This window comes from Streptomyces sp. NPDC019890 (assembly GCF_044903445.1).
In the GTDB taxonomy this organism is placed as follows: Bacteria; Actinomycetota; Actinomycetes; order Streptomycetales; family Streptomycetaceae; genus Streptomyces.
Window position 1 is genome coordinate 1 of the sequence record NZ_JBJDQK010000082.1, and the last position, 1963, is coordinate 1963.

At 71.4% G+C, this 1963-nt stretch carries 2 protein-coding genes; both read right to left on the reverse strand.

Going from position 1 to position 1963, the window contains the following annotated elements; all coding sequences use genetic code 11:
- Window positions 1-985, reverse strand: a 985-nt coding sequence (locus tag ACI2LP_RS34340; protein WP_404728456.1) for a hypothetical protein, incomplete at its 3' end; no start/stop codon positions are given.
- Window positions 982-1963: DUF58 domain-containing protein (locus ACI2LP_RS34345; RefSeq protein WP_404728457.1), on the reverse strand; the 982-nt coding region annotated here is incomplete at its 5' end. The genes ACI2LP_RS34345 and ACI2LP_RS34340, both read right to left, overlap by 4 nt.

A 1963-nucleotide genomic window follows, 5' to 3' on the forward strand; every position in this document is an offset into this window, starting at 1 on the left:
TGCCGCCTGTGGGGACGAAGGCGCCGTCAAGCGACCAGCGTTCGCCGTTGAAGAGGGTCAGCGTGCACAGACGCCAGCGGTCGGGTGCGCCGCCGGTCACGATGAAGAGGGGTTGACGGGGCGATCGCTGCCAGCGGGGAAGCTGCGCGAGCGGGTCGACGGCGGGAGCTGTGTGCACAGGAGTCCTGAACCGGTCCCGGACGTCATATCCGTTGTTACCGTGCAGCCACGGCATCGTCTGCGTCACGCCGGCGGCGACGGCGGCCAGCACCGCGACCCAGGCCAGTGCGGTGGCGCTGGTCAGGCGGGTTGCGTTCTGCAGTTGGAGTCCGTTCCCGGCACGGACCGGCAGTCGCCGCGCCGTCGGACCCTGTCCGAGCAGTAGCCCCAGGGAGACGGTGAAGACGAGGGCCTGTGGCAGGACCGACCCCACGCCCGGCACACAGCAGACCACGGCGATGACCATCAAGACAGTCGCTGGGAGGCAGGCGACGGCTCGCACCCGTACCCGTAGAGCGGCCTCCGAGCCCACCGCCGATGCCAGCCATGTGGTCAGAAAGGGAAACGTGAGCAGGACCGGATCGTCGGGTGCCGGCAGTCCGGTGCTCAGCAGCCGCGCCCATCCGTCCAGGGCCGCTCCGCCCGTGGCACGCAGGGCCGGCCACAGGGCGGTGAGATCTTCGGCACCACCGAAGAGGGCGATCGCGCAGCTCAGGACGCCCAGCGCGACCGAACCTAGCAGTGTCCGTTCCACCGGCGGTCGGCTGCGCCGCCATGCCAGGGCCGCGGTGCACAACGCCGGTGTCAGCGCGGCGACGGTGAGCGGCAGCAGGAGCGGCTGGAGGCCGAACGCTCGATGGAAGGCCAGTCCGGCACTCCAGGCCGCGGCCCCGGCGAACAGCGGCGCGGCGATCCCGCGTCCGTCCCGCATCTTCGCGCTGCCTGCCGCAGGCCGCTGTGTCGCCGGCGCGAGGACCCCTGTCATGGGCGCCTTCCCCTGCTCGCCTGTTGTGCGGCCGCGGCCCATACGGCCGCTGCGTGAACGGCGTCGGCGGCGTGGTGAACGGTGACACGCCCGGCGGACGGGCCTGCCGGGTACCTTCCTGCACCGTGGGGAGACAGGCGTATGACGACGACCCGTGAACTCGGGCCGAGAAGGTGAGGGGGCAATGCCGGGGGAGTGGGCCGGGCCGCACCGGTGACCACGGTGAAGCACGAGTCCTTGGAGAGTGTGCACGCCCGTCCGGTCTCGGCCCGGGTAGCGGTCGCCGTGCGGCCGGAACCACCGTCCGGATCTTTGCGGGGCCGGACCCGGGACAGGGCAGTCAGCACCTGTGGTACGCCGGTGTGCTCCACTCGCCGAGGGCGGGTACCTGCGTCGCGCTGCCACAGGTGTGCGGCCGTCCCTGCGCGGAGTGCGCCGACGAGCAGAGAGGCCGTCAGGTCGACGGCGTGCTCGAAGGACTCCTCCCCGTCGTATGCCGAGGCATCCAGGTCGAGCAGCACGTGCATGCTGGGCAGAGCCGGTTCGTTTGACCGGCGGATCAGCAACTGTCCGGTGCGGACGCTGCTGAGCCAGTGGATGTGACGTGGATCGTCTCCGGCGGTGTACTCGCGCAGGGCGAAGAAATCGCCTGCGAGTGTGGGCGTGGCCCGCCGTCCGGTGCCGGTTGCGGTGGCCGTGCGGGAAGCCGCCCGTACCGCCACCGATACGAGTGCGGGGTTCACCTGGACGGTCCGGCTGTCGGCCACCCTCGTGTCCTGGCGAAAGAGGCCGAAGGGGTCCTGTTGCCGCACGATGAGGGGCCCCGCACGGAACACCCCGCGCCGGTGCACTGGCAGTTCGGCCGTCAGCGTGGTGGATCCCGCCGCCGGGCGTGGCAGTACGAGCGACTCGGCCTCTCGGTCCGGGCTCTGGGAGATCAGGTGCAGCTCGGCGAGCAGCGGCAGTGGTCCGTCCCGC